At 60.0% G+C, this 19,559-nt stretch carries 20 protein-coding genes; 9 read left to right on the top strand and 11 right to left on the bottom strand.

Annotated features, from left to right (window positions below; all coding sequences use genetic code 11):
* Positions 1-17: 17 nt before the first annotated feature.
* Positions 18-641, bottom strand: coding sequence for a DedA family protein (locus G542_RS0107735; protein WP_012695838.1), 624 nt, complete (start codon positions 639-641; stop codon positions 18-20).
* Between the two features lie 120 nt (positions 642-761).
* Here G542_RS0107735 and alr point away from each other — a divergent pair, with 120 nt between their 5' ends.
* Positions 762-1,841, top strand: a complete 1,080-nt coding sequence (alr, locus tag G542_RS0107730; protein WP_027823824.1) for an alanine racemase — start codon at positions 762-764, stop codon at positions 1,839-1,841.
* A 441-nt stretch (positions 1,842-2,282) separates the two neighbouring features.
* Here alr and hemN read toward each other — a convergent pair whose 3' ends face one another.
* Positions 2,283-3,695 carry an oxygen-independent coproporphyrinogen III oxidase gene (gene hemN / locus G542_RS0107725; RefSeq protein WP_027823823.1) on the bottom strand — a complete coding sequence of 471 codons (1,413 nt, stop codon included), beginning with the start codon at positions 3,693-3,695 and terminating at the stop codon, positions 2,283-2,285.
* Between the two features lie 101 nt (positions 3,696-3,796).
* Between hemN and fnr the strand changes: the two genes are divergently transcribed.
* The gene (gene fnr / locus G542_RS0107720; RefSeq protein ID WP_027823822.1) at positions 3,797-4,552 is read left to right on the top strand and encodes a fumarate/nitrate reduction transcriptional regulator Fnr; all 756 of its coding nucleotides are present in this window, start codon (positions 3,797-3,799) and stop codon (positions 4,550-4,552) included.
* A gap of 66 nt (positions 4,553-4,618) precedes the next feature.
* Here fnr and rpoS read toward each other — a convergent pair whose 3' ends face one another.
* The 5 genes from rpoS to nadA all read right to left on the bottom strand — a co-directional run bounded on the left by rpoS (position 4,619) and on the right by nadA (position 9,165).
* Positions 4,619-5,569 carry an RNA polymerase sigma factor RpoS gene (gene rpoS / locus G542_RS0107715; protein ID WP_027823821.1) on the bottom strand — a complete coding sequence of 317 codons (951 nt, stop codon included), beginning with the start codon at positions 5,567-5,569 and terminating at the stop codon, positions 4,619-4,621.
* A 44-nt stretch (positions 5,570-5,613) separates the two neighbouring features.
* On the bottom strand, positions 5,614-6,732 hold the full coding sequence (locus G542_RS0107710) for a peptidoglycan DD-metalloendopeptidase family protein (RefSeq protein WP_012695843.1): 1,119 nt from the start codon (positions 6,730-6,732) through the stop codon (positions 5,614-5,616).
* 89 nt (positions 6,733-6,821) lie between these two features.
* A complete protein-coding gene (locus G542_RS0107705) occupies positions 6,822-7,499 on the bottom strand; it encodes a protein-L-isoaspartate(D-aspartate) O-methyltransferase (protein ID WP_027823820.1) in 678 nt (225 codons plus the stop codon).
* Positions 7,484-8,227, bottom strand: a complete 744-nt coding sequence (gene surE, locus G542_RS0107700) for a 5'/3'-nucleotidase SurE (RefSeq protein WP_027823819.1) — start codon at positions 8,225-8,227, stop codon at positions 7,484-7,486. The genes G542_RS0107705 and surE overlap by 16 nt, the downstream gene beginning before the upstream one ends.
* A gap of 20 nt (positions 8,228-8,247) precedes the next feature.
* Positions 8,248-9,165 carry a quinolinate synthase NadA gene (gene nadA, locus G542_RS0107695; protein ID WP_027823818.1) on the bottom strand — a complete coding sequence of 306 codons (918 nt, stop codon included), beginning with the start codon at positions 9,163-9,165 and terminating at the stop codon, positions 8,248-8,250.
* Between the two features lie 222 nt (positions 9,166-9,387).
* On the opposite strand from nadA, the gene G542_RS0107690 reads away from it, so the two are divergent.
* The 6 genes from G542_RS0107690 to G542_RS0107665 all read left to right on the top strand — a co-directional run bounded on the left by G542_RS0107690 (position 9,388) and on the right by G542_RS0107665 (position 14,692).
* On the top strand, positions 9,388-12,081 hold the full coding sequence (locus G542_RS0107690) for a bifunctional acetate--CoA ligase family protein/GNAT family N-acetyltransferase (RefSeq protein WP_027823817.1): 2,694 nt from the start codon (positions 9,388-9,390) through the stop codon (positions 12,079-12,081).
* Positions 12,082-12,176: 95 nt separating this feature from the next.
* The gene (gene rpsP / locus G542_RS0107685) at positions 12,177-12,419 is read left to right on the top strand and encodes a 30S ribosomal protein S16 (RefSeq protein ID WP_012695849.1); all 243 of its coding nucleotides are present in this window, start codon (positions 12,177-12,179) and stop codon (positions 12,417-12,419) included.
* Positions 12,420-12,469: 50 nt separating this feature from the next.
* Complete coding sequence (rimM, locus tag G542_RS0107680) at positions 12,470-12,976, top strand: ribosome maturation factor RimM (protein ID WP_012695850.1); 507 nt, start codon at positions 12,470-12,472, stop codon at positions 12,974-12,976.
* Positions 12,976-13,749 (top strand): tRNA (guanosine(37)-N1)-methyltransferase TrmD, encoded by a 774-nt coding sequence (gene trmD / locus G542_RS0107675; RefSeq protein WP_027823816.1) that lies wholly within the window; start codon positions 12,976-12,978, stop codon positions 13,747-13,749. Before rimM ends, trmD begins: the two co-directional genes overlap by 1 nt.
* A complete protein-coding gene (gene rplS / locus G542_RS0107670) occupies positions 13,746-14,117 on the top strand; it encodes a 50S ribosomal protein L19 (RefSeq protein ID WP_012695852.1) in 372 nt (123 codons plus the stop codon). The genes trmD and rplS overlap by 4 nt, the downstream gene beginning before the upstream one ends.
* Positions 14,118-14,206: 89 nt before the next feature.
* The gene (locus tag G542_RS0107665; RefSeq protein WP_027823815.1) at positions 14,207-14,692 is read left to right on the top strand and encodes a methylated-DNA--[protein]-cysteine S-methyltransferase; all 486 of its coding nucleotides are present in this window, start codon (positions 14,207-14,209) and stop codon (positions 14,690-14,692) included.
* A 57-nt stretch (positions 14,693-14,749) separates the two neighbouring features.
* On the opposite strand, the gene clpA is transcribed toward G542_RS0107665, so the two are convergent.
* Positions 14,750-17,080: an ATP-dependent Clp protease ATP-binding subunit ClpA gene (gene clpA, locus G542_RS0107660; RefSeq protein WP_012695854.1), complete on the bottom strand. Its 2,331-nt coding sequence runs from the start codon at positions 17,078-17,080 to the stop codon at positions 14,750-14,752.
* Positions 17,077-17,388: an ATP-dependent Clp protease adapter ClpS gene (gene clpS / locus G542_RS0107655; RefSeq protein ID WP_012695855.1), complete on the bottom strand. Its 312-nt coding sequence runs from the start codon at positions 17,386-17,388 to the stop codon at positions 17,077-17,079. The genes clpA and clpS overlap by 4 nt, the downstream gene beginning before the upstream one ends.
* Before the next feature lie 238 nt (positions 17,389-17,626).
* Between clpS and cspE the strand changes: the two genes are divergently transcribed.
* On the top strand, positions 17,627-17,833 hold the full coding sequence (gene cspE, locus G542_RS17995; protein ID WP_012695856.1) for a transcription antiterminator/RNA stability regulator CspE: 207 nt from the start codon (positions 17,627-17,629) through the stop codon (positions 17,831-17,833).
* Positions 17,834-17,963: 130 nt separating this feature from the next.
* On the opposite strand, the gene icd is transcribed toward cspE, so the two are convergent.
* Together icd and G542_RS0107640 are read right to left on the bottom strand one after the other, a co-directional pair.
* Positions 17,964-19,208 carry an NADP-dependent isocitrate dehydrogenase gene (icd, locus tag G542_RS0107645; RefSeq protein ID WP_027823813.1) on the bottom strand — a complete coding sequence of 415 codons (1,245 nt, stop codon included), beginning with the start codon at positions 19,206-19,208 and terminating at the stop codon, positions 17,964-17,966.
* Between the two features lie 41 nt (positions 19,209-19,249).
* Complete coding sequence (locus G542_RS0107640; RefSeq protein ID WP_027823812.1) at positions 19,250-19,546, bottom strand: hypothetical protein; 297 nt, start codon at positions 19,544-19,546, stop codon at positions 19,250-19,252.
* Positions 19,547-19,559 lie beyond the last annotated feature (13 nt).

Here is a 19,559-nt window from a genome sequence, read left to right as displayed (position 1 = left end):
GGAGCCGGAACCCGGGGTCAGGCTTCCGGCGGCAGTGCCGCCCGGCGGTGGCGCCGCCACCACACTGCGGCGATCACGACGGCCAGGATGCCCAGGATCACGAAGACTCCGTGCTGGCCGCGATGCACCATTTCCATCAGCCAGTCACGGTTGTAGGCGCCGAAATAGCCAAGGTAGACCCAGACCGGCACGCTGATCAGCGCTGCGAGGCCATCCAGCAGCAGGAAGCGCCAGAACGGGATGCGCCGGGTCATGCCGGCAGTCAGGAAGATCGGCGAGCGCAGGCCGGGCAGGAAGCGGGCCACGAACAGCACCCAGTTGCCGTAGCGGGCGAACTTGCCCTGCACCATGCGGAAACGCGATGGCGTGAGGATCTTGCGCACGAACTTGAGCCGGCGTACCCGTGGGCCGTACAGGCGGCCGATCAGGAACATGGTGGCATCACCTGCCAGCACGCCGGCCATGCCGACGGCGAACATGGTGTGCACGTGTGTGTAGCCCAGTCCGGAAATGATGCCGCCGGCGACCAGGGTGATGTCCTCCGGAATCGGCAGACCGAATCCGCAGGCCAGCAACACCAGAAAGACAGCGGCGTAGCCGTAGCCGGTAAAAAATTCGATCAGCGTTTGCAGGATGTCCATCAGCAGGCAGTACGGAAAATCCGGTAGGAAAAGGTGGGGAACCACAACAGAAACAACTAACACACTGATACTATCACAGCCCTCCAGAACCGCCTTTGCGGTGCCTTAAATCGACTTCCCATGACACGTCCGATCCGCGCGACCCTCGATCTGGCCGCTATCCGTCACAATTATCAACAAGCCAAAGCCTGTTCTCCGGAAAGTTTTGCCTTTGCCGTCATCAAGGCCGATGCCTACGGCCACGGTTATGAACAGGTGGCGGCAGCGCTGGCCGGTCTGGCCGACGGTTTTGCCCTCATCAACATCGAGCAGGCCCGTACCTTGCGTGAGGCCGGTCTGCGACAGCCGATCCTGTTGCTGGAGGGCTGCTTTGACCGTGCCGAACTGGAGGAAGCTGCCCGTCTGCAACTGACGGTGCCGTTTCATGCCGCGCACCAGTTCGACTGGCTGAAGCAGGGCAGCTTGCCGGCTCCGCTTGAAGTCATGCTCAAGCTCAATACCGGCATGAACCGGCTGGGATTCCGCCCCGACGAGGCGCCACGCGCCGCAGCCTGGTTGCAGGCACGCAACGACATCCGTCTGGCGGGGCTGATGACCCACTTTGCCACGGCCGACGGCGACCCCGGCATTGCCGCCCAGTTGTCCCGCTTTGACGAAGTCAATGCCTCGCTCGGCCTGCCGTCGTGCGTGGCCAATTCGGCGGCGCTGATGCGTCATCCGGCCAGCCGGCGTCAGTATGTGCGTCCAGGCATCATGCTTTACGGTGCCAGTCCGTTTGCCGACCAGTCGGCCGCTGAACTGGGGCTGCGGCCGGCCATGCGGCTGGAGGCTGACATCATTGGCGTGCAGTCGCTGCAAGCCGGAGATGCCGTCGGTTATGGCGCGACATTCGTGGCCGACCGGCCGATGCGCATTGGTGTGGTAGCCTGTGGTTATGCTGATGGCTATCCGCGTGTGGCGCCGGCCGGTACGCCCTGTGCGATCGGCGGTCAGCCTGCCCGGCTGGTGGGGCGGGTGTCGATGGACATGCTTACCATTGATCTCACCAGTCTGCCGCAGGCTGGTGTCGGAGACCGGGTGACGCTGTGGGGCGGTGATGGTGTGTCGATCGACGACGTGGCCACGGCAGCCGGGACCATCGGTTATGAACTGATGTGCGCTTTGGCGCCACGTGTGCCGCGTAGGGTGGTTGGGGCCTGAGTGCAGGCCGGCCTGTCTGTGCTTCAGACCAGGCTGGAGTTGATCTGCCTGTGCCGGAGGTGCCGTGGACCGGAACCAAAGAGGCTGCGTGCCCTACGGACAGGCCTGTGATACCGGTGTTGTGCCGTGTGGTCCGTGCATGACGGGTTGTGCGCGCGGGCTATTGGTCAACTTTCTCTTTGACTGGATTTCCGTAGTGGGCTGCTGCCGGACGGGCGAGCAGCCAAGGTCCGGCCAATCCTGATGCCATGGTTTGCCTGGTGGTTGCCGGGTGCGAACCGGGGGCAATCTGGTGACAGACGGGGGACCCCGCTTGGTATCCACACAAACAAAAAGACGGATGCCCCTTGGGGCATCCGTGCATGCAATAACTGGCTCAGGCCTGTGTTCCGTCAGTCCGGATCCCTGCGCTGGCGGGGACGGCTACGGCCCGGGTGGGCGCTAGATCGTGCGTGAGTACCTGGCTTTGGTCGTGCGTTCGCGCAAGTGGCGGTCGAAGACCATGGCGATGGTCCGGATCAGGAAGCGTCCTTTGGGCGTGATGGTGATCCACTCTTCGTCCATCGTGAGCAGTCCCAGATCGGCATGGTCGGCCAGTCGTTCCAGCTCGGGGGCGAAGTATTGCCGGAAGTCGATGCCGAAGCTTTCTCCCATGGCATCCATCGACAGGGCAAAGCGGCACATCAGGGCCTGGATGATGGCCCGGCGCAGCAGGTCGTCCGCCGACAGGTGCATGCCGCGCATGACCGGAAGATGACCGGCATCCAGCGCGGCATAGTAGCGCTCGATGTCCTTTTCGTTCTGGTGGTAGCTGGCACCGACCTTGCCGATGGACGATACGCCGATGGCAATCAGGTCATGGTCGGCGTGGGTGGAGTAGCCCTGGAAATTGCGTTGCAGGCGTCCTTGTCGCAGGGCAACCGCCAGATCGTCGTCCGGCAGGGCGAAGTGATCCATGCCGATGAAGACATAACCGGCATCGGTGAGGGTCTGTACGGCCATTTGCAGGATGTCGAGCTTGGCCGATGGTGACGGAAGGTCTGCCTCGTTGATGCGCCGCTGCGGCATGAACAGGGTGGGCAGATGTGCATAGTTGTAGAAAGCCAGCCGGTCCGGACGGATTTCGAGCACGGTTTCCAGCGTGGTCTGCACCGATTCGAGTGTCTGGTGCGGCAGGCCGTAGATCAGGTCGATGCTGACGGACTTGAAGCCGCTGGCTCGTGCTGCATCAATGACGGCGCGGGTTTCTTCCAGGCTCTGGATGCGGTTGACGGCTGTCTGTACCTGCGGGTCAAAGTCCTGTACGCCGACCGACATGCGGTTGAAACCAAGGCTGGCCAAGTGTTTGACGTTGTCTGCCGTGACTTTGCGCGGATCGATTTCGATTGAGTATTCGCCATGCGGTACGAGCTGGAAGTGACGGCCGATTGCCTGCATCAGGCGCGTCATCTGTGCATCCGACAGGAAGGTGGGTGTGCCTCCGCCAAAGTGGAGCTGGGCCAGCTGCGGGTGACCTTGCAGGTACTCGGCATGCAGGGCCAGTTCGCGCTCGAGATAATCCAGATAGGTATCCGCGCGTGACTTGTCTTTGGTGATGATCTTGTTACAGGCGCAGTAGTAGCAAACGGTATTGCAGAAAGGAATATGAGCGTATAATGATACGCCTCGGGCGCAGGCGCCGATTTGCCTTTGTTTCAGCCAATGGTGATAATCGGCCTCGCTGAATGCATCAGTAAAACGATCCGCTGTGGGGTAGGAGGTGTAGCGAGGGCCGCTTCCATCGAGTTTTTCGATCAGTTCGCGGTCAAAAACGAACTGCACAGGCGTGATGCCTGATTCAGTAAAATTTGTCATCTGGGTATACCTTTCAGGCACTGCTGTACTTTGCCTGAGTGGGACAGTCTAACCTTTGATGATGGTCAAGACCGGACTGAAAGTTAACCTTTTTGCATATTATGGCCGAACACAACCCGATCTGCGCCCATACACTGAAGGTCTCTTGCTCAAGCTGCAGCCTGCGTGAGCTGTGCCTCCCCATCGGTTTGAACCGGGAGGAGATGAGTCAGCTTGATGCGGTCATCCGTCAAAGCCGGCGCTTGAAACGTGGTGAATACCTGTTCCGGGCTGGCGAGCCGTTCAAGTCGATGTTTGCGATTCGTACCGGTTTTTTCAAGACCTGCATTTCCAGTCATGATGGCCGCGAGCAGGTGACCGGATTCCAGATGTCCGGCGAGCTTCTGGGGCTGGATGGTGTTTCGAGTGGTGCCCACGGCTGTGATGCGGTCGCACTGGAAGATGCCGAGGTCTGCGAATTGCCATTTGTCCGCATGGAGAGCCTTGGGCGCGAGATTCCGTCGCTGCAGCATCATTTCTTCCGCTTGATGAGCCGTGAAATCGTTCGAGACCAGTCGGTCATGCTGCTGCTGGGCAACATGAAGGCCGAGGAGCGTCTGGCTGCATTCCTGCTTAACCTGTCCCAACGCTTTTCGGCACGCGGTTTTGCAGCCAACGATTTCATCCTGCGCATGAGCCGTGAAGAAATCGGCTCCTTTCTGGGGTTGAAGCTGGAAACGGTCAGCAGGACCTTGTCCAAGTTCCAGTCCCAAGGCTGGATTACGGTCGAGCACAAGCATATCCAGCTGATTCAGCCCGAGCGTCTGAAAGATCTGGTAGGCGGATGTCTTCCCGCCACACAACCACCGCAATCCTGATTTCGTCTTCATCACTTCGTTATTGCTGTCAAAGCCCGCCATATGGCGGGCTTTTTCTTGCTCTGGCTAGAACAGCATGTCCTTGCTGATACCTTTGCGTCGCAATATGCGCCGCAGGCTTTCGAGTCCTTCAATCTGGATCTGGCGAACCCGCTCACGGGTCAGGCTCAGGCTGTCTGCAAGCTCTTCAAGAGTACAGATTTCGTAGCCATTCAGCCCGTAGCGCCGCTCAATGACCAGCCGCTGCTTGTCGGTCAGCTGCTTCAGCCAAGTCTGGACGTAGCGGTTGACCTGCATGCCGTGCAGCTTGATGTCCGGCTCTTCCTGCTGCTCGTCGGGAATGGATTCGCCGATGGTGAGCATGGGGTCGATATCAAGTGGCGCATCCAGAGAGGCCATGCGCTCGTTGAGGCTCATGACCCGGCGGACTTCCTCCGGTGGCTTGCCGACAAGGTGGGCAATTTCATCGATCGTGGGATCGCGGCCAATCTGGCTTTCGAGATGACGCGATGCCCGCAGGTAGACGTTGAGCTCCTTGATGACATGAACGGGCAGACGGATCGTGCGCGACTGGTTCATGATGGCGCGTTCGATCGACTGGCGAATCCACCAGGTGGCGTAGGTCGAGAAGCGGAAACCACGCTCGGGATCGAATTTTTCCAGTGCATGCATCAAGCCGATGTTGCCTTCCTCGATCAGATCGAGCAGAGCCATGCCGCGATTGATGTAATGCTTGGCAATGTTCACGACGAGGCGCAGGTTGTGTTCGATCATGCGCTGCCGGGCTTCGAAGTCACCCTGTACCACCCGGCGCGCCAAGGCACGTTCTTCGTCGGGAGTCAGCAGAGCATTGTTGCCGATGTCATTGAGGTAGATCTGGGTAACGTCGGCTACTTCTTCGTAGGCACGACCGCCGGACTCTTCAGCCTCTGCAGCTTCCTGTTCTTCGTCGTGCTTGTCTTCCTCGAGTTCGTCTACTTCTTCATCGTCGATACGGTCAATGTCGTTGTTACTCATGTCGGTATTTTCCCTCTGCCAGTCAGGCTCCGGCGAGTGCGGGCTCAGAGCTGCGGCATGTAGTTATATGGATCGACCGGTTTGCCGTAGCGGCGCAATTCGAAGTGCAGTTTGGTCTTGTCTGCGTCCGAGTTGCCCATTTCGGCAATTTTCTGGCCTTTCCGGACCGCCTGTCCCTCTTTGACCAAGAGGGTGTTGTTATGTGCGTAGGCGCTCAGGAAAGCCTTGTTGTGCTTGATGATGATGAGTTTTCCGTAGCCTCGTAATCCTGTGCCGCTGTAGACCACCTTGCCGTCGGCAGCAGCCTGAACAGGCTGACCCATTTTGCCTGGAATGTCTACCCCTTTGGTTCTCTCGTCATATTTTGACGGTGATCCGCTTACAGGCCACTGCCAGCCGCTCTCGGGCGTATCGGCATCGGCTGCGCGCGGGGCGGCAGGACGGGTATCCGTTTTGCCGGCTGGTTCCGGTACAGGCTTGTTGGCAGTTTTGTCTCCCTGGGGTGCAGTGGGTTTGTCCGGTGTGGCCGTTGCACCCGAAGGTGCGGTATTGCCGGCCGTCTGGCTTTCCCGTGCCAATTGCTCGGCTGCTGCGGGTGAATACGGCAGTTTCAGTCCTTTAGGATGTTGTTTGATGCTACCGTCACCGCTCTGGGTCGCCCCTGTGGCATAAACCGGTGCAGCAGACACCCCTGCAGGTTGCTGGCTGCTGTCTGCCTGCGGACTGGCAGCTGTCGGTGCACGACCGTCGCCCTTGACCTGGATCCGCAGCGTCTGGCCTACCTTGATGTCAGCCGGATTGCTGATGCCGTTCAGTTCAGCCAGCTCCCGGTAGCCCATGCCGTGATTCAGTGCAATCCTGAACAGGTTGTCACCCGGTTTGACGGTATAGGTTTCCGGTAATCCGGTCATGTCTGCCTGCCCGGCGGTGGCATTTTCACCGACAGGCGTTGAACCGACCGGAGTAATCCGGCTGGCTGCCGGTGCGGCATAGGCCGTACTGGCTTCCGTGACGGGGCGCGGGGCTGCATCAGCCTGTTGTCCGGCATTCCCATGCTGGACAATCGGTGCGGCGGGTTGTTCCAGTGCACTGCATCCGGACAGGAGCAGTACACCGCCACACCAGGCGAATCGAGCGACACGTTTGCAGGCCAAAAACATCATCCTAACCTTCTAGTAAATTAGGTTTAAACAAGCACCCCGGATATGTCCAGAACAAAATTAGCATTTGCTGAATTTTATTGAACTATTTTTCACTGGCGACCGGACAGCAGCGGGACAAATTTCACCGGATCCAGCTTCTGGCGCCGTAGTCCGCTGGCGGTGCGTTCGATCATCCACAGGTGCTGTTCGAGATCATTGCCGACCGGAAGAACCAGCCGGCCGTTGGCTGCCAGCTGGTTGGTCAGCTCGTCCGGAATGGCCGGTGCCGCTGCCGCCACGATGATGCTGTCAAAGGGCGCAGCCTCGGGCAGGCCCTGCCGGCCGTCGGTATGTACCAGCCGTGGTGTCACCATGCGCGCAGCACGCAGGTTGAGCCGGGCCTTGTCCAGCAGGGCGGCGATCCGTTCGACGGAATACACCTCGGGAAACAGCCGCGACAACACGGCGGCCTGGTAACCGCAGCCAGTACCGACTTCCAGTACGCGCCCGGGTGTGCGGCCTTCCAGCAGCAGTTCGATCATGCGTGCCACGATCAGGGGTTGGGAAATGGTCTGGCCATGACCCAGCGGCAGGGCCGTGTCGTCATAGGCACGGCTGGCCAGTGCCGGATCGACAAACAGGTGGCGCGGTACGGCATAGAGCGCAGCAAGCACCCGTTCGTCACGGATGCCCTGTTCCTGCAGGCGCTCGATCATGCGGCGCCGGGTCCGGTCGGACGTCAGGCCGCTGCCGGTGACGGCAGAGCGTTGGGTCAGGGATTGAGCCATGCCGGAAGCTCCGCCAGTTGCCGGTATCCCGTCAGGTCGATCGACAGCGGGGTGACTGAGACAAACCCTTCTCGCACGGCATGAAAGTCGGTGCCTTCCCCGGCGTCCTGCGCCGGGCCGGCGGCGCCGACCCAGTAAACCACGTCACCACGCGGGTTGACGCTTTTGACCACCGGCTCGGCATGGTGACGCCGGCCCAGACGGGTGGCAACCGTGCCTCGCAGCTCGTGGAACGGCCGGTCCGGCACGTTGATGTTGAGCAAGGTGGGTTCGGTGAATGGCCGGTCCATCATCCGCTGCACGATGTCGAGCGTGACCTGTACGGCCGTGTCGAGGTGCTCGCCAGGCTTGGCGGCCAGCGAAACAGCCAGCGACGGCACACCGAGCAGGAAGCCCTCGGTCGCGGCGGCCACCGTACCGGAGTACACGGTGTCGTCACCCATGTTGGCTCCGTGGTTGATGCCGGAGATCACCATGTCCGGTTGCTGGTCGAGCATGCCGGTGACGGCCAGATGCACGCAGTCGGTGGGCGTGCCGTTGACGAAATAAAAACCGTTGGGTGCCCGGCGCAGCATCAGGGGGCGATCCAGTGTCAGGGAGTTGGATGCACCGCTGCGGTCCCGCTCGGGGGCGACCACCGTTACCGTGCCCAGTGTTGCCAGCCCGGCTGCCAGGGCCTCGATGCCCGGGGCGAAATAACCGTCATCGTTACTCAGCAAAAACCTCATGTTCCGTCCCCCTTTGCCGGTCAGGCCCCTTGATAGCGACTGCTGAATTCCAGCATGCGTTCGATCGGCAGGCGGGCAGCATCCATCTGTGCCGGAGTCAGGTAATCGATCACCGTGCCTTCCCCTGCCTGGGCGCGACGTACTGCGTCGACCGTGTTGAGCTTCATGTAAGGACAGGAGTTGCACTGGCAGCCGGTGTAAATCGGTGCCTGCCGCAGGTCGAGGTCCGGACGGGCTTCGTGCATGTTGTACAGGATGCCGTCTTCGGTGGCGACGAAGATCACGGATTGCGGGCTGCCCTGGTATTGCCTGATCCAGTTGAGCATGCCGGAGGTCGAGCCGACGTAATCGGCACGCTTGAGCACCGGCAACGGGCTTTCCGGGTGGGCGATCAGGAAGCTTTCGCCGGATACGGATGCCAGGGCTTCATCCAGCGCAGCTTCGTTGAACTTGTCGTGTACTTCGCACACGGCGGTCCAGAGCGGCATGTCGTAGCCGTACTGGAAGTTCAGGTAGGCGCCCATGTTGCGGTCGGGCGAGAAAATGACCTTTTTGCCCTCGGCGTACAGGTGGGCAATGATGTCGTCGACGTTGCGACTGGTGACGATCCAGTCCGACAGTGCCTTGTGTTCGGCTGACGAGTTGATGTACGACACGTGCACATGGTCGGGGTAACGTTCGCGCCAGGCCTTGAGGGCGGCCACGTCGGTCTGGGTGACCAGTGAACAGGTGGAGCCGGCGTCGGGCAGGATGACCGTGGCCTCCGGGTTGAGGATCCTGGCGGTTTCAGCCATGAAACGGACACCGGCAAAAACGATGATGTCCGCTTCGGCATCGCGGGCAAACAGGGACAGTTCCAGACTGTCGCCAACCTTGTCGGCCATGCGCTGGATGTCGGGTGCCGTGTAATAGTGGGCCAGAGTCACGACACGGGTCATGATGGTAGTCTCCGCTAAAGGCAATATCTGCCTAAATCTGCAATAGAAAACCGCGCCACTTTAGCAAAAAAACGACATGCCCGTCCCGGCCTGCTCCGGTTGCCGGGCGCAGGTTGACAGGGCGCAAGCACGGACCGGTTGTGTTGCGGTATTCATCAACCGGTAAAATAACCATACCTTTGGCATCGTATGATGCCTTTGTGCTGCTCTGGGAAAATCGTCATGAAACCGCACTACCTTACCCCCCTGCTGTCGCCCAAAACGGTTGCCGTGATCGGCGCCAGTGAAACCCCAGGCTCGGTGGGGCAGGCGGTCTTTGCCAACCTGCTGGCGGGTGGCTTCAAGGGCCGGCTGTATCCGGTCAACCTGAACCACCGGGTCGTGGGCGGCATGCCGGCTGTCAGTTCGGTGCGCTCGATCGAAGCGCCGATCGATCTGGCCGTCGTCACCACTGCCGTGCGGACGTGGCCGGGCATCATGAAGGAGTGTGGCAAAAAAGGCGTCAAGGCCGTGCTGTTTGCCAAGGAATTCGGCGACGCCGACCCGCTGGCGCACGAAGTGATGCAGGAATCGCTGGCCATCGCCCGCGAATACCGCATCCGGGTGCTGGGGCCGAACATGCTGGGGCTGATGCGGCCGACCATCGGCCTCAATGCCAGCAACTACAACGGCACCGTGCGTGCCGGCAACCTGGCGCTGGTGTCGCATTCATCAGCATTGTGCGCTGCCATGCTCGACTGGGCCGACGCCAAGGGCATCGGCTTTACCAGCGTCATTTCGATGGGTGACAGCGTCGACCTCGATTTTGGCGAGATCCTCGATTACCTCGTTTACGACAACCAGACCCAGGGCATCCTGCTGCACCTGCACCACATTCATGATGCCCGCCGCTTCATGAGCGCGCTGCGCATGGCATCCCGGACCAAGCCGGTGGTGGTGATCAAGTCTGGTCGGGCCGCCGAACCGCTGAGCGGGGTCACGACCTCCAGTCACCTGACCGCCAGCGAGGACGTGTACGACGCCGCCCTCGAGCGTGCCGGTGTGCTGCGGGTCAACACCATCGCGCAGCTCTTTACGGCCGCCCGCGTGCTGGCCGCCAATTACCGCTCGCAGGGCGACCGGCTGGCCATCGTCACCAACGGCATCGGCCCCGGCATCCTGGCGGCTGACGCGGCCCGCGCCATCGGCGTGGAACTGGCCACGCTGTCGGACCATACCGTGCAGCTTTTCAACGATGTGTTGCCCTCCAACTGGTCGCGCGGCAACCCGGTCGACATCGTTGGCGATGCCAGTCCGGTGCGGTTCCGGACGGCAGTCAAGGCCTGTCTTGACGACCCGAACGTGGATGGTGTGCAGGTGATCTGCACGCCCCAGCTCAGTACCGATCACCTGAATACGGCGCAGCTGATGGTCGACCTGCGCAAGGAAAGCAACAAGCCGCTTTTGCTGTCGTGGCTGGGCGACACCAAGGTGGCTGCCAGCCGCGAGCTGTTTGTCCGGCACCGGGTGGCGCACTTCCGGGCGCCGGAGGCCGCGGTGGAAGTGTTCCGGGCGCTGGCAGCCTTCCATCGCAACCAGCGCCTGCTGTTGCAGACCCCGCCGCCGTTGCAGTTCGAGGAAGTGTCGGCAGACGTGGCCGGGGCGCGCAAACTGATCCGCACGGCGCTGGACGAGGGGCGCTCGGTGTTGTCCGAGCTGGAATCCAAGGCACTGCTGGCGGCCTTCAACCTGCCGGTCAACCAGGTACGGCTGGCGCGGACGTCAGCCGAAGCAGTGGCGTATGCCGAAGAGTTCGGCTACCCGGTCGTGCTGAAAATCGATTCGCCGGACGTGATCTACAAGTCCGACGTGGGTGGAGTGGAGCTGAACCTGCGGACCGAGGCTGCGGTGCGGGCCATGTTCGAGGCGATCCTCGAGCGCACCCGTCAGCACCGGCCGGATGCCCGCATCAACGGCATCCTGGTGCAGCCGATGACCCGGCCGCGTTACGGGCGCGAGCTGATGGTCGGGGTGACGCACGATGACAGCTTCGGGCCGGTGATGACCTTCGGCATGGGCGGCATTGCCGTCGAGGTGCTGAACGACACCAGCATTGCCTTGCCGCCGCTGAACGACTATCTGGCCGAGCGGATGATCGAGCAGACCCGGGTGCGCACCATTCTGGGCGCATTCAAGAACATGCCGCCGGTGCGGCTGGATGCCATTCGTCAGGTGCTGCTGCGCGTGTCGGAAATGGTGTGCGCGCTGCCGGAGTTGTGGGAGATGGACATCAATCCTCTGATCGCCGACGAAAACGGCGTGGTGGCGCTGGATGCGCGCGTGGTGATCCGAGAGGCCGGCAGCGAGCGGCGTTTCGGGCATATGTCGATCATGCCGTATCCGGCTGACCGGGCACACAGTGCCAAGCTGTCGGACGGTACCATCGTGCAGATTCGGCCGATGCGGCCGGAGGATGCGGACATGCAGCAGGAGTTTGTCCGCAACCTGTCGGACGAAAGCCGCTACAACCGCTACATGTCGAGTATCAAGCAACTGTCGCAGCAGCTGCTGGTGCGCTTTACCCAGCTGGATTACGACCGTGAGATGGCGTTTGTCATGCTGCACGACACGCCCCGCGGGACGGAACAGATCGCAGTCTCCCGTTATTTCATGGAGTCCGACAACGAAACCTGCGAGTTTGCGCTGGTGGTGGCGGACAACTGGCAAGGCAAGGGTATCGGTCCGGTCATGATGCAGGCGATTTTCGATGCAGCCCGCGAGCAGGGCCTGAAAACCATGTACGGCGAGGTGCTGGCCAGCAACAAGGGCATGCTCAAACTGATGCACAAGCTCGGTTTCCGGGTCGAGCCCCATCCGGAAGACCGCTCGCTGACGCTCTGCACGCTGGACCTGAGCCAGTTAAACCCTGCTGGCTGATACAGGGCTTTGTCGGCAAGCAGCTTGCCTTGCGCCGGAAAAGCCCAGTAAAATCCGCCGTTTCACGTTCACCCGGTTTTAAAAGAGAGACAACCATGGTTGTAATTCGTCTTGCCCGCGGCGGTGCCAAGAACCGTCCGTTCTACAACATCGTTGTGACTGATTCGCGTAACCGTCGCGATGGCCGCTTCATCGAGCGCGTGGGTTTCTACAACCCGGTCGCCGCCGAAGGCTCCGAGCGCATCCGTCTGAACAGCGACCGTCTGGCCTACTGGACCGGCGTCGGTGCCCAGGTGAGCGACGCTGTGGCCAAGCTGCTGAAGCAGCAGGCTGCCTGAGCCGTTTTGCCCGATTTCGATTTTGCAGTAACAAACGGACGCACTGATTCATGAAAACGCAGGATCTGGTCGTCATGGGTTATGTGTCCGGCGCTTTTGGGGTGCGTGGCTGGGTTCGTATCCAGGCTGATACCGAATACGCCGATGGCCTGTTTGATTACCCGACATGGTGGATTGGCCGCGAAGACTCGTGGCAGGAATACCGGGTGGTCGAAGGCAAGGCGCAACCCAAAGGGGTGGTTGCCCAGCTTGAGGGGGTGGATGACCGTGATGTCGCGTGTGCATTGCGCGGCTGCGAGGTCGCCATTCCGCGTTCAGCCCTGCCGGAAACCGGTGACAACGAGTTCTACTGGGCCGACCTGATCGGCATGGCCGTGAGCAATCCGGCCGGCACGGCATTCGGCGTCGTCGACAGCCTGATGCAGACCGGTGCCAATGATGTGCTGGTCGTGCGGGATGGCAAGCAACAGACGCTGATTCCGTTCGTCAAGGCTTTCATTCTGGATGTGGACCTTCAGGCCAGACGCCTGACGGTCGACTGGGAAGCCGGTTTCTGATGCGGATTGATGCTGTCACGCTGTTCGCGCCGATGTTTGAGGCGCTGACCCGGAGCGGGGTGACCCGCCGGGCTGCCGAGCAGGGTATCTGGTCATTTCATGCGTGGAATCCTCGCGATTTCACCACGGACAACTACCATACTGTCGATGACAGGCCTTACGGTGGCGGTCCTGGCATGGTGATGCTGTGCGAACCTCTGCAGCAGGCGCTGCGACAGGCCGTGGCAGCCCAGCAGGCTGATGGGGCTGCGCGTATCCGCCGGATTTACCTGTCTCCGCAAGGCGAGCCGCTGACTGACCGCAAGGTGCAGGAGCTGGCTGGTCTGGACGGGCTGGTACTGCTGTGCGGACGCTACGAAGGTGTTGACGAGCGTTTGCTGCAAAGCGAAATCGACGAAGAAATCTCGATTGGCGACTATGTACTGTCGGGGGGAGAGCTTCCCGCGATGGTCCTGATGGACGCCGTCGTGCGCCGGCTGCCAGGCGTCTTGAATGACGCCCAGTCGGCCGAGCAGGACTCGTTTGCCACGGGACTGCTGGATTGCCCGCACTATACCCGACCGGAAGTTTTTGACGGGGTGCGGGTGCCGGACGTGCTGCTTTCGGGTAATCACGCTGAAATCGCCAAATGGCGGCTCAAGATGGCGCTCGGGAGAACCCGGGAACGGCGTCCTGACCTCTTGGCGAACCGGCAACTGACCAAACAGGAGGCACGGCTGCTGGCACAGTATCAGCAGGAACATGCCCCGGATAACAACAGGAGTTCATCATGAATCTGATTCAGCAACTCGAGCAGGAAGAAATTGCTCGCCTTGGCAAAACCATCCCTGAATTCGCCCCGGGTGACACCGTTGTGGTGCAAGTGAAGGTGAAGGAAGGCAACCGCGAACGTCTGCAGGCGTTTGAGGGTGTGGTGATTGCTAAGCGCAACCGCGGTCTGAACAGCTCGTTCATCGTTCGCAAGATTTCATCGGGCGAAGGCGTTGAGCGTACGTTCCAGGCTTACTCGCCGCTGGTGGCTTCGATCGAAGTCAAGCGTCGCGGTGATGTGCGTCGCGCCAAGCTGTACTACCTGCGCGAACGTTCGGGCAAGTCGGCCCGCATCAAGGAAAAGCTGGTCCGCAAGGTCAAGGCTGCCTGATTGCCGGCCTGATTTGGCAAGCCAGAACTCAAGGGAGCGCGTGCGCAAGCACCGCTCCTTTTTCTTTGGTTACGGGTGAGGAGCAAACCATGCTGGACTGCATTGTTCCGATGCCGTGGGGAGGTACTCTGGCCATACGGGTGAAGGACGGGGCCCTTCTGTCGATTGATTTCCTGGATGCCGGAACAGGGCTGCATGCGCCGGAGCATCCTGTGGCCTGTCAGGTACGGGATGCCGTACATGGCTATCTGTCATGTCCGCATCAGTCATGGCCATCCATCGTACGTTACCCGCAGGGCAGCATGTTCCAGCAACGGGTGTGGGCTGCCATTGCGGCCATCCCGGTCGGGCAGACCCGCAGCTATGGTGAACTGGCCCGGCAACTGGACAGCAGTGCCCGGGCAGTGGGGCGGGCATGCGGCGATAATCCGTGGCCGGTGCTGGTGCCGTGCCACAGGGTGGTCGCAGCGAACGGGCTGGGCGGGTTCAACCATGATCGTGGAGACGGGATGCTGGCGATTAAGCGGTGGCTGCTGGCCCATGAGCAAGGCGAGAGACAGGCAGAACTGTTCTGAAAACAATCATGCCGCCCCACGGGGCGGCATGATTCATGTTGCCGGATCTGTAAAAGTTCAGGCTTCATCTTCAGTGATGGCCTGTTGCCTGGTATGGGTATCCTCCTGGTCAAACTGCAGCACGACCTTGTCGGCAGATTCGTCGTGGTCGATGGTGACCGAGCCACCTTCGGACAGTCGTCCGAACAGCAGTTCGTCCGCCAGCGCCTTGCGGATGGTATCCTGGATAAGGCGTGCCATGGGACGGGCTCCCATTTGCGGATCGAAGCCCTTGCGTGCAAGGAAGCGCTTGAGTTCGTCGGAAAACTGGATTTCCACCTTGCGTTCGGACAGCTGGGCCTCCAGCTGCATCAGGAACTTGTCCACCACTTGCAGGATGATGGTTTCGTCGAGCATGCGGAAGGAAATGATGGCATCCAGCCGGTTACGGAATTCCGGTGTGAACAGGCGCTTGATGTCTGCCAGCTCGTCTCCGCTGGCCTTGGTGCTGGTAAAGCCGATGCTGGATTTGGACAGGCTTTCGGCTCCGGCATTGGTAGTCATGATGATGATCACGTTACGGAAATCGGCTTTGCGGCCGTTGTTGTCCGTTAGCGTGCCATGGTCCATGACCTGCAGCAGGATGTTGAAAATGTCCGGATGCGCTTTTTCGATCTCGTCCAGCAGCAGCACGGCGTACGGGTGCTTGTTGATCTGCTCGGTCAACAGACCACCCTGTTCGAAACCGACATAACCGGGTGGCGCACCGATCAGGCGGCTGACAGCATGGCGTTCCATGTATTCCGACATGTCAAAGCGGATCAGCTCAATGCCCAGCGTGTAGGCAAGCTGCCGGGCCACTTCGGTTTTGCCGACGCCCGTCGGGCCGGAAAACAGGAAGCTGCCGATCGGTTTTTGCGGATTACCCAGGCCGGAACGTGCCATCTTGATGGCAGCGGCCAGTGCCTCGATGGCCGGGTCCTGTCCGAAGACCACATTTTTCAGGTCGCGCTCGAGAGTCTTGAGAGCATTGCGATCGTTGTTGGAAACCGTTTTGGCCGGAATGCGGGCGATTTTCGAAACAATGTCTTCGATTTCGTGTTTGGAAATCACCTTCTTCTGGCGGGACTTGGGCAGGATGCGTTGCGCTGCACCAGCCTCATCGATGACGTCGATGGCCTTGTCCGGCAGATGCCGGTCATTGATGTAGCGTGCAGACAATTCGGCTGCGGTGCTCAGGGCCGAAAGGGTGTACTTGATGCCATGGTGGGCTTCAAAGCGCGACTTGAGACCTTTGAGGATCTGGATGGTCTGCTCGACCGTCGGCTCGGCTACGTCAATTTTCTGGAAGCGACGGGAAAGTGCGTTGTCTTTCTCAAAAATGCCGCGGTATTCGTTGTAGGTTGTGGCTCCAATGCAGCGCAGCGAACCGTTGGACAGAGCGGGTTTGAGCAGGTTGGAGGCATCCAGCGTTCCACCTGAGGCGGCGCCGGCACCGATCAGGGTGTGGATTTCGTCGATGAACAGGATGGCATTGCGGTCTTCCGACAGCTGTTTGACCACGCCTTTTAGGCGTTGCTCGAAATCTCCGCGGTATTTGGTCCCGGCAAGCAGGGCACCCATGTCCAGTGCGTAGACCGTGGACTGTGCGAGTACTTCGGGAACTTCGCCTTGCACGATGCGGCGGGCCAGGCCTTCGGCAATGGCGGTTTTGCCTACGCCGGCCTCTCCGACCAGCAGAGGGTTGTTCTTGCGCCGGCGACAGAGGATCTGGATGACGCGTTCCAGTTCGTGGTCGCGTCCGATGACAGGATCGATCTTGCCTGCCTGGGCCATCTGGTTGAGGTTTTGGGTGTAGTTTTCGAGTGCGCCACCGGCGGAGCTGGCCTCGGCTTCCTGCTCGTTTTCGCTGTTTTCATTCTGGCTGCTGGGAGCCGGCCGGCCGGGAGGCGGTTCGCTTTTCTTGTTGTTTCCGCTGTCCTTGGTGATGCCGTGAGAAATGAAGTTGACGACATCCAGCCGGCTGATATTCTGCTGATGCAGGAAATACACTGCATGTGAGTCTTTTTCGCCGAAGATGGCAACAAGAATGTTGGCGCCGGTGACTTCTTTCTTCCCCGAACTCTGCACGTGCAGGATGGCGCGCTGGATGACCCGCTGGAAACCCAGCGTGGGCTGCGTTTCGACGTCTTCGCTGCCGGGTACGACAGGTGTGTGTTCGTCGGTGAATTCAGTCAGTTGCTTGCGCAGCTGGTCTATGTTGGCTCCGCATGAGCGCAAGACTTCTGCTGCTGACGGGTTGTCGAGCATGGCCAGCAGCAGGTGCTCGACGCTGATGAGTTCATGCCGTTTCTGGCGGGCCTCCATGAATGCCATGTGGAGACTGACTTCGAGTTCCTGCGCAATCATCTGCTTTCCTCCATCACGCACTGCAACGGATGTTCGTGCGTGCGTGCGTAGTCTCTGACCTGGCTGACCTTGGTGGCGGCGACGTCGCGGGTGAATGTCCCGCAGATGCCCCGACCTTCAGTGTGTATTTTCAGCATAACCTGCGTTGCCTGCTCGCGCCCCATGTAAAAGAAGCGCTCAAGCACGATGACAACGAAATCCATGGGAGTAAAGTCGTCATTCAGCAAGACCACTTTATACATGGGGGGAGGTGCGGTCCGGATCTTGCTCGGAGCAAGATCCGTTCCGTCCTGGTACGGCATCGACATACTGCGGACTTTCTCTATCGAGAGATTTAATGTTGGCTTGTCGGAACACTTTTTCAAGCGGTGCCGCCATTATGCTGAATGGCTTGACGCTCTCATGATAGTCACGTACAACAAGAACAGTGTTTGGACAGGTGATTTGCGCTAATGCTTCAGACGGGTCGCAATTTCTGCCGGCAAACACGCAAGCATGGGTGCAACACCCGATCAGGCAACAATATTAAGCAAGGAAGTGTTTCAGATGGCAACTGGTACCGTTAAGTGGTTCAATGACGCCAAAGGCTTTGGTTTCATCACCCCCGATGATGGCGGTGAAGATTTGTTTGCACATTTCTCTGCCATCAACATGAATGGCTTCAAAACATTGAAAGAAGGCCAGCGTGTCAATTTCGATGTCAATCAGGGCCCGAAAGGCAAGCAGGCCAGCAACATCACTGCTGCTGCCTGATTCGACACAACGATCAAAAAAGCCCGGTGCTGCAGTCAGCATCGGGCTTCTTGTTTTTACGGGTCGGGAAGCATGAAAAAGCCCCTGCCATTGGGCTGGCAAGGGCTTTATTGCTACTACTGGCTCCGGATTACATCCGGGCAATCATTGCATCGCCGAATGCCGAGCAGCTGACTTCTTCAGCATTGTCCATCAGGCGGGCAAAATCGTAGGTGACAACCTTGTCGCTGATGGCTTTTTCCATGGAGCTGATGATCAGGTCAGCCGCTTCGGTCCAGCCCAGATGACGCAGCATCATCTCGGCAGACAGGATCAGCGAACCCGGGTTGACCTTGTCGAGGCCGGCATATTTCGGTGCGGTACCGTGGGTGGCTTCAAACATGGCCACTTCATCCGACAGGTTGGCACCCGGAGCGATGCCGATACCGCCAACCTGGGCTGCCAGTGCATCGGAAACGTAGTCGCCGTTGAGGTTGCAGGTGGCGATCACGTCATACTCGGCCGGGCGCAGCAGGATCTGTTGCAGGAAGGCATCAGCAATCGCATCCTTGACGATGATCTCGCGGCCGGTTTTCGGGTTGGTGAACTTGCACCACGGGCCACCGTCGATCGGCTGGGCACCGAATTCGTTTTTGGCCAGATCGTAGGCCCAGTCACGGAAGCCACCTTCGGTGAACTTCATGATGTTGCCCTTGTGCACGATGGTTACCGACTTGCGGTCGTTGTCGATGGCGTACTGGATTGCCTTGCGCACCAGACGCTCGGTCCCCTCTCTGGAAACCGGCTTGATGCCGATCCCCGAGGTTTCCGGGAAGCGGATTTTTTTCACGCCCATCTCGTTTTGCAGGAAAGCGATCACTTTCCTGGCTGCATCGCTTTCGGCCTGCCATTCGATACCGGCATAGATATCTTCGGTGTTCTCGCGGAAGATCACCATGTCGGTCAGGTCCGGACGCTTCAGCGGCGAAGGGACGCCCTGGAAGTAGCGCACCGGGCGCAGGCAGACGTACAGGTCGAGTTCCTGGCGCAGGGCCACGTTGAGCGAACGGATGCCACCGCCAACCGGAGTGGTCATCGGGCCCTTGATCGACACCACGTAATCACGCAGGGCCGCCATGGTTTCGGCCGGCAGCCAGACATCGCCGCCGTAGACGCGGGTGGATTTTTCACCGGCGTAGATTTCCATCCAGTGGATTTTCTTTTCGCCCTTGTAGGCTTTTTCCACTGCGGCATCGACCACCTTGATCATGACCGGAGAGATATCGATGCCGATACCGTCACCTTCGATGAACGGGATGATCGGATTGTTCGGGACCGGTTGGCCTGCAACGATTTTCTGGCCGCCTTGCGGCACCTTGATGTGGGACGTGCTCATGCCTGCTCCATCTGGATTAACTGGAATGAAAGACCCGGAGGTCATGGAAGGTCACGGGGCCGGGTCTGACGGATGCCGGAGAAGGGAAAAACCGCGGGACGCTGTCGGTGCGCTGGGCATCGGACGGGGCGGCTTTGCAGAATTTGCTCGATTGTCATTGTTTTCAGCTTCTCCTCGCCGGGCGTTATTATCCGAAAAAAAAACGGCGGCTGCCAGCGTAAATTCAGCTCTTTGTCATTTTGCGAAACCGGGACGAGCACGAATGAACAGCTGGCGTTGTGCATTGCAATAAACAGCTTTGGCAGGGGCTTGCCGCCCCGGTGCAAATCCTCCACCATCAGTCCGGATCAA

The sequence above is a fragment of the Laribacter hongkongensis DSM 14985 genome (assembly GCF_000423285.1).
GTDB classification, from domain to species: Bacteria; Pseudomonadota; Gammaproteobacteria; order Burkholderiales; family Aquaspirillaceae; genus Laribacter; species Laribacter hongkongensis.
The sequence above is the reverse complement of the archived record's forward strand: the minus strand, read 5'-3'. Positions and strand labels throughout refer to the sequence as shown.

Excerpts from the sequence above, each read along its gene's own strand:
- G542_RS0107735 (WP_012695838.1), bottom strand. The coding sequence starts at position 641 with ATGGACATCCTGCAAACGCTGATCGAATTTTTTACCGGCTACGGCTAC.
- alr (WP_027823824.1), top strand. The coding sequence starts at position 762 with ATGACACGTCCGATCCGCGCGACCCTCGATCTGGCCGCTATCCGTCAC.
- hemN (WP_027823823.1), bottom strand. The coding sequence starts at position 3,695 with ATGACAAATTTTACTGAATCAGGCATCACGCCTGTGCAGTTCGTTTTT.
- fnr (WP_027823822.1), top strand. The coding sequence starts at position 3,797 with ATGGCCGAACACAACCCGATCTGCGCCCATACACTGAAGGTCTCTTGC.
- rpoS (WP_027823821.1), bottom strand. The coding sequence starts at position 5,569 with ATGAGTAACAACGACATTGACCGTATCGACGATGAAGAAGTAGACGAA.
- G542_RS0107710 (WP_012695843.1), bottom strand. The coding sequence starts at position 6,732 with ATGATGTTTTTGGCCTGCAAACGTGTCGCTCGATTCGCCTGGTGTGGC.
- G542_RS0107705 (WP_027823820.1), bottom strand. The coding sequence starts at position 7,499 with ATGGCTCAATCCCTGACCCAACGCTCTGCCGTCACCGGCAGCGGCCTG.
- surE (WP_027823819.1), bottom strand. The coding sequence starts at position 8,227 with ATGAGGTTTTTGCTGAGTAACGATGACGGTTATTTCGCCCCGGGCATC.
- nadA (WP_027823818.1), bottom strand. The coding sequence starts at position 9,165 with ATGACCCGTGTCGTGACTCTGGCCCACTATTACACGGCACCCGACATC.
- G542_RS0107690 (WP_027823817.1), top strand. The coding sequence starts at position 9,388 with ATGAAACCGCACTACCTTACCCCCCTGCTGTCGCCCAAAACGGTTGCC.
- rpsP (WP_012695849.1), top strand. The coding sequence starts at position 12,177 with ATGGTTGTAATTCGTCTTGCCCGCGGCGGTGCCAAGAACCGTCCGTTC.
- rimM (WP_012695850.1), top strand. The coding sequence starts at position 12,470 with ATGAAAACGCAGGATCTGGTCGTCATGGGTTATGTGTCCGGCGCTTTT.
- trmD (WP_027823816.1), top strand. The coding sequence starts at position 12,976 with ATGCGGATTGATGCTGTCACGCTGTTCGCGCCGATGTTTGAGGCGCTG.
- rplS (WP_012695852.1), top strand. The coding sequence starts at position 13,746 with ATGAATCTGATTCAGCAACTCGAGCAGGAAGAAATTGCTCGCCTTGGC.
- G542_RS0107665 (WP_027823815.1), top strand. The coding sequence starts at position 14,207 with ATGCTGGACTGCATTGTTCCGATGCCGTGGGGAGGTACTCTGGCCATA.
- clpA (WP_012695854.1), bottom strand. The coding sequence starts at position 17,080 with ATGATTGCGCAGGAACTCGAAGTCAGTCTCCACATGGCATTCATGGAG.
- clpS (WP_012695855.1), bottom strand. The coding sequence starts at position 17,388 with ATGTCGATGCCGTACCAGGACGGAACGGATCTTGCTCCGAGCAAGATC.
- cspE (WP_012695856.1), top strand. The coding sequence starts at position 17,627 with ATGGCAACTGGTACCGTTAAGTGGTTCAATGACGCCAAAGGCTTTGGT.
- icd (WP_027823813.1), bottom strand. The coding sequence starts at position 19,208 with ATGAGCACGTCCCACATCAAGGTGCCGCAAGGCGGCCAGAAAATCGTT.
- G542_RS0107640 (WP_027823812.1), bottom strand. The coding sequence starts at position 19,546 with ATGGTGGAGGATTTGCACCGGGGCGGCAAGCCCCTGCCAAAGCTGTTT.